The sequence below is a fragment of the uncultured Eubacterium sp. genome, from assembly GCF_934295145.1.
Classification (GTDB): domain Bacteria; phylum Bacillota; class Clostridia; order Lachnospirales; family Lachnospiraceae; genus Eubacterium_I.
Genome location: NZ_CAKRAS010000004.1, coordinates 77,058 through 83,631, shown reverse-complemented (window position 1 = coordinate 83,631; position 6,574 = coordinate 77,058). Strand labels below are relative to the sequence as shown.

The 6,574-nt window shown below is 43.1% G+C and carries 3 protein-coding genes and 1 pseudogene; all 4 read right to left on the bottom strand.

What is annotated here, in order from left to right; all coding sequences use genetic code 11:
* Positions 1-200, bottom strand: a pseudogene (locus tag Q0I54_RS01685) (amino acid ABC transporter substrate-binding protein); the annotation flags it as partial.
* Positions 197-3,160, bottom strand: coding sequence for a response regulator (locus tag Q0I54_RS01680; protein ID WP_296115911.1), 2,964 nt, complete (start codon positions 3,158-3,160; stop codon positions 197-199). The pseudogene Q0I54_RS01685 and the gene Q0I54_RS01680, both read right to left, overlap by 4 nt.
* Before the next feature lie 5 nt (positions 3,161-3,165).
* Positions 3,166-5,016, bottom strand: coding sequence for an extracellular solute-binding protein (locus Q0I54_RS01675; protein WP_296115909.1), 1,851 nt, complete (start codon positions 5,014-5,016; stop codon positions 3,166-3,168).
* Between the two features lie 21 nt (positions 5,017-5,037).
* Positions 5,038-6,555, bottom strand: coding sequence for an HD domain-containing phosphohydrolase (locus tag Q0I54_RS01670; protein ID WP_296115907.1), 1,518 nt, complete (start codon positions 6,553-6,555; stop codon positions 5,038-5,040).
* Positions 6,556-6,574 lie beyond the last annotated feature (19 nt).

The window sequence follows — 6,574 nt, the reverse complement described above, 5'->3', positions numbered from 1 at the left end:
TCTGTAGCCAGTTCTACATCGATTCCTGTCGGTACACCATCCTCATTCAGATAATTGTATGGTGGATAGCTGTCACTTCCGAGCGTGATGACGGGTTTTTCCGTTTCTTTTTTACTGTCCTCTGTGTTTTTGCACCCTGCCAGGGTGACTGCTAAGATTCCCACAAGCAGAATGCCTGCAATCACTCTTTTTCCTTTCATTTATCTTCCATCCCTGCTAAATTGTTTTGTAAGGTAGTAATCAATTCCTCTATCACGATAGGCTTGGATAAAAATCCATCCATACCGCATTCCTGGGCCTTCTTTCTGTCTTCGTCAAAAGCATTTGCAGTCATGGCAAGGATGGTAATTCCTGCCAGTGCCGGATCATCCAGGGCACGGATCTGCTTCGTGGCCTCATACCCGTTCATTACCGGCATCTGCACATCCATAAGCACCAGATCATAATCTCCCGGCGATGAATTTTTCACTTTCTCCACTGCTACGGCTCCATTTTCTGCGGTATCCACCAGAAAGCCATATTCATTCAGTATTTCCATCGCAATTTCACTGTTCAGTTCATTATCTTCCACAAGCAGTATACACCGGTCTTTGAAATTTGAACCTGCTGCCGGAAGAATTGAATCCTCGGCCACGGCCTGCTTCTGACCGATCGCAGTCAGCAGCGTCTCTCTGATATCTGACATAAACAAAGGTTTTGCACAGAATGCGGTTACCCCTGCTGCCCTGGCTTCCACTTCAATATCTGACCAGTCATAAGCCGTCAGGATAATGATCGGCGTATCATCACCAAGACTGCGGATCTGACGGGTAACTTCAATCCCATTCATATCCGGCAGACGCCAGTCGATGATATACGCATGGAATGCATCACCCAGTTCCATCGACTGCCGTGCACGGAGAACCGCTTCCTTGCCGGAAAGGGTCCATTCCGAACGCATGCCAACCTTTACGAGCATCTTTGTTACACTGTCACAGGTATTAAAATCGTCGTCTACAACCAATGCCTTAAGGCCTTCCAGCTCTGCGATCTTCTCTGTACGATGATGCGCAGGCTGGATCCGGAATGGCAGTCGGACAATAAATTCCGTTCCTTTGCCCTGTTTTGTCTGAACCTCAATGGTTCCGCTCATCATATCTACGATATTCTTGGTGATGGCCATGCCAAGTCCTGTACCCTGGGTTCTGCTGACTGTGGAAGTCCGCTCCCGCTCAAAAGGCGAAAAAATCTTCTGTACAAATTCCGGACTCATACCGATTCCATTATCCTTTATCCGGATTTCGTACAATTCACACCCTCTCACTTTCCCCGGGAACTGTTTCAGCCGGACAGAAACGGTTCCACCTGCAGGCGTAAACTTAACCGCATTGGACAAAAGATTCAGCAGCACCTGGTTCAGCCGCGTTTTATCACAATAAACATCTTCATTTGTCACATCCATGGCATCCATATAAAGCTCCAGCTGCTTTGCATGGATCTGTCCGCTGATGATGGTCTTCAGATCATGAAGCACATCCGACAGACTGACCTCTGTTTCTTCCAGATGTATCTTTCCACTCTCAATACGGCTCATATCCAGTATATCATTGATCAGCGAGAGCAGATGGTTACTGGAGGAAAGGATCTTGCCCAGATAATCCCTGACCTTTTTCCTGTCCTCAATATTGCTTGCCGCCAGTGTTGCAAAACCGATGATCGCATTCATTGGCGTCCGGATATCGTGAGACATGTTGGAAAGGAATGTACTCTTTGCCCGGTTTGCATTCTCTGCAGCACGAACTGCCTCGGAAAGTGCCTGGTTCATTTTTTTATCAGAAGTACGATCCGACATAACAAGGATATATTTCTTTTTTCCATTTACCACGCTGCCTATGGCGACAATATGAAACCAGCGGCGTTCCCCTGTTTTCTGATGCAGAGATTCAAAATCCCATTCCTTCTGTTCCTGATCCCGGATTTCCTTCAGATAATTCTTCTTTGGATCTTCTGTCTCTTCCGGATGAAGTTTTCCCAGAACACAAATATCTTCGCGGATCTGTTCTACGGTAATTCCCAGTAGTTTTTCCGCATTTGGACTGACATAATCTACCTGATATGTCTGTGCATCCAGCATCAGAAAAACATCATCTACATTCATTGACAGCTTTTGAAACAACTCATCCCGGTACAGGATCTCCGTATCCTTTTTCTTAAGCCTGCTCCTGTTTTTTTGAATCATAAGGCTGATAAAAAAGGAGACAAAACAGAGCACGACCACAACTACAAGGAGCATCGTACTAATCTGCAGACTGTTCATGCCGGCATTGACGATATCTGCATTTACAAGTCCCAGAAATATCCAGTCCTGAACATCCGATTTTTCATAAACCAGATAATAGTTCTTTCCATCCAGATTCACCAGCATCGCATCTGCCTGTCCCGCTTTAAAGTTCTCCGAAAGCGCAAGGGTCTCTTTTTCAGACATATCCGAACGCTCGCTCAGAACACCAACGAAATTGTACACATTTCCCCACGACCCGGAAGAATGATCGACCACAACACGGCCATCCGGATGAACAACAAAACTCTGGGCATTTCCGTTGAACGCAGAAATGTCCAGTACCTTTACGATATCAGCGTTTTCATAAGCAATGGCAATCGCATCATATTCAAATCCCTGATAACTTCCATGAACATTTGGAGTGGCAAAAACAAGCAGCTGGGATTTTCCGGGAACTGCTGCATTCGTTATGACATCATTTCCCTTCCGGATCTCCTCTTCCATATTTTCCTGTAATCCAAGGTACCCTGTTTCACCGGTTACTGTCTTATAGTCCCCGTCAGCTGACAAAAAATAGAACTCCAAAAAGCCGGCATCTTCCTGCGCTTTCTCTATATAATCACGGATTTCATTTTCACCGGAAGTATGCTGAAGATTCTCGCCCCACATATGAAGATAGGTCAGATTCTTATTTGTCAGTTCCCGCAACATATTATCCGACTGGTGAAAAACCTCTGTCAGATGAGAAACACTTTCCTCATAGACAGTTTCTGATACAAACTTAAAATATTGGGAAACCGTCACGGCGATTCCGATAAAGAGAACCGCAAAAACAGCTATCCTTAACGGCTTTTTCCTGACACATTTTTTTCTTTTTATATTATAATTTTTACTGTTCATTTTTCTCATCTCACATTAATGTAATCTTCCGGATCTGCCAGAATGGCATTGCCATCTGAAACATATGCTGTCCAGGTGTCTTTCACAGAGGTTTCTCCTCCATCAAATACCATGTTTTCATCTGCCGGATACGCTTCCATGTGTTGTGGAGTTGCAAGGCAGGTTACCGTAAATGTATCATTGTCCTGCACTTTTTTCCCATCCTTTGTTACTTTGCGCACTGTATAACCATCCTCCGTTTCCATGAGTTCCACAGAAATCCCACTGAACACAGGCAGAGAACCCCGGTTAAACGGAAGGAAGCCGCCCGGATAGCCTTCTACAAAATTTCTGACTGTTTCTTTCAGTTCAGCCCCACTCATCTTGCAGCTGTAAGCAGAAAGACCATTTGGCATGATCATGTCGCCTGCCATTTTTTCTGTATAGCCAGCTTTCAGCACATTTCCCGTAAAACTGTTTCCGGTTGCGATCAGCACATCCGTCCCGTAAATGCCACGCAACGTGTTTGCCATAACCGAATATGCCTCATTTCCTCCGCTGCTATGAAAGCGGTTGGAATAAGACTTCTCTGGATTCAATACTACTTTCTCAGAAGTTGCTTTTTTGTCAAGGAGCTGCGTATGAAATGACTGATAGGCCTGTTCTGCATCGTATTCTCCGGAAATCATCTTAGATACCACATCCTTGGAAACAGTGAAAAAATCATTTGATGCAATCCGGATATACATATGGTTTTCTTCAATCACAGGTTTCACATCTTTCAGATATTCCGTAAGATGGATATCCACATCCTGACTGTAGCTTAACAGATCCTGTCCTTCACTGATGATCCTCTTCTGTGCATCCTCGGAAAGCATGGTACTCAATACCTTCATTGCTTTCTTCCGACGTGTTTCATCCTGTGTCAGGTCACGATTTAAAGCCACCTGGAAATACGGTGTCGTCATCAGCCATTTTTCGCCGTTCTCCTGAAAAAACGGAAGAAATGTGGTGTGAATGCCCTGATCCTGAAACATTTTTACACCGGCAGAGCTGCCAAAGTACATGGCAAGCTTGCCACTTTGATACAGTTCAACAATATCATCATAATTCATCTCCAGATCATCCCGGCTCAACCCTGTATCCTGGATAAACTGCTCCATACGTCCAAAAGCCTCCGGCCAGACGGTAGTATCCAGACCTTCACGCGTTGTACTATCCGGATCACTGTAAGCGGTTCGCCACTTGCGTCCGTCTACGGAAGACAGTTCAGATGCGGATAAGCCCTGTAAAGTCTCCATACAAGTGTAATCATAAGAATAGTCTGCCGTAAAACCACGGATTCCTGCTTTGTCAAATGCCTGGCAGGCAGAAACAAAGCTTTCATAATCGGTCGGAAGCGGAATATCATACGTTTCAAAAAGATCCTTGTTCACGACAAATCCATGGGCATCCGCACACACCGGAAGCCAGTTTACGCTTCCATCTTCATTCATAAAATTGTTGAGATATGTGTCATAGACCGCACCAGCCACATTGGTTGTGGAAAGATCCATCAGGCTGTCTTTGAGCGGACTTGCATCATGCAGCGAAAAACGACAGCAGGTTATAATATCCGGCAATCCACCATTTTCTTTCAGAAACCTGTAAAAATCCAGATCATTATTGCCTACTACAAATTCAATGTTGATATCCGGAAGCTGTTCCTGGATATATGGAGCATATACTTCATACAGCTTGGTACTCCATAAATACACGGTGATCGTTTCCGCATCTTCTTTTTCTGCACTTTTTCCGCCACAGCCTGCCAGAAGTGACAGAACTGTCGCCATTATTAAAAATACAGCCAGTAACTTATTCCATTTTTTCTTTTTCATTCAACTCTCCCCACTTATTTTCTACTCTTTGTTATCACTGACCTTTATCGTATCAAAATATCCGATAATCCCTATATATTCGTCTTTCTTTAACGGAGACCACAATGTGTGCAGTTTCAGCTTACACATCTGCCTCTTATTTTCCACCTTCGCTTTTATCTGCACAGAGAATTCTTTATTTTGTACAGATGTCTGATGTAACAGAACCTGAATCTGCTGAACATCCTCTTCACTTACTTCGAATTCTCTGAACAGAGCAAACTTCGGATCATTTCTCTGACATAAGATCTGCTGTTTTCCGTTTAGTATCATTAATTGACCTGACATTGCATTGTAATCAATCGAATTCATTCCACTGTTTGTTTTAAAGAAATCGACTTTTTCCTGCAGGATTTTAATAACACACTGTGAATAGTTTCGATTCGGTAAGAATTTATCACTGAGTATTTCATTCGAAAGACTCTGTACTTCATGATAATATTTATTATCATCCATCTCGGTACTAAGCATTTTTGAAAATGGAAGGCTCAGTTCTTTCAAACATTTCAGCAGAATCGGATTAAACTGTCCGCATTGTCCATCCAGGATCATGTTCATTGCCGTATCATGATCAAATGCTTTCTTATAACATCTTTCACTGGTAAGTGCATCATATACATCGACAATCGATACCACCTGTGCGGAGATTGGTATTTCTTCGCCTTTCAGACCATCCGGATAACCGCGTCCATCCCATCTTTCATGATGCCATCTGCAGATTTCCCAGGCAGTATGTACCAGCGGATGATTTTGAGTGAAGCTCATATCCTGAATGATAGATGCTCCCAGTTCGCTATGCGTTTTCATGATCTTAAATTCTTCATCAGACAGTTTTCCCGGTTTGTTTAATATTTCTTCCGGAATACGGATCTTACCAATGTCATGAAGGGAAGACGCCGTTGTGATCAAAGCAATGTCTGCCTCTGTCAGATGATAGGCATCCGATATTTTTATCAGTTTTCTCAACATCAATTCCGTTGCTGTCCGGATATGCAGGATATGTTCGCAGCTTTCACTGTTACGGGATCCCAATACATTACTCAGGATCCGGATCATAATATTATTATTTTCTTCTTTTTCATAAACCTGATCAACAACTACATTGATCAGACGCTTTTGGGTTACATAAAGATCCAATGTGTTTTGCACTCTTTTTTTTACAATAACAGAGTCAAACGGCCGTGTAATATAATCTGTAATTCCCATTTCATATGCTTTGCGCATCATAGTAACAGATTCTTCCGAAGAGATCATAATTACAGGAGTTTCATTGATACATTGACTTTCGTTCATCAGTTCCAGGACTTCAAAACCATCCGTCTGTGGCATATGGATATCCAAAAGCATCAGATCAATTCCCGGATTATCTCCTATCAGCTGAATGGCCTGATTTCCATTTTCCGCTTCCAGATAATGATACGTTTCTCCGAGAATCTCCTTTAATATATCCCTGTTAAATTTCGAATCATCTACAATAAGTATTGTTTGCTTTTCATTCATATTCTTCTTATTTCATGTT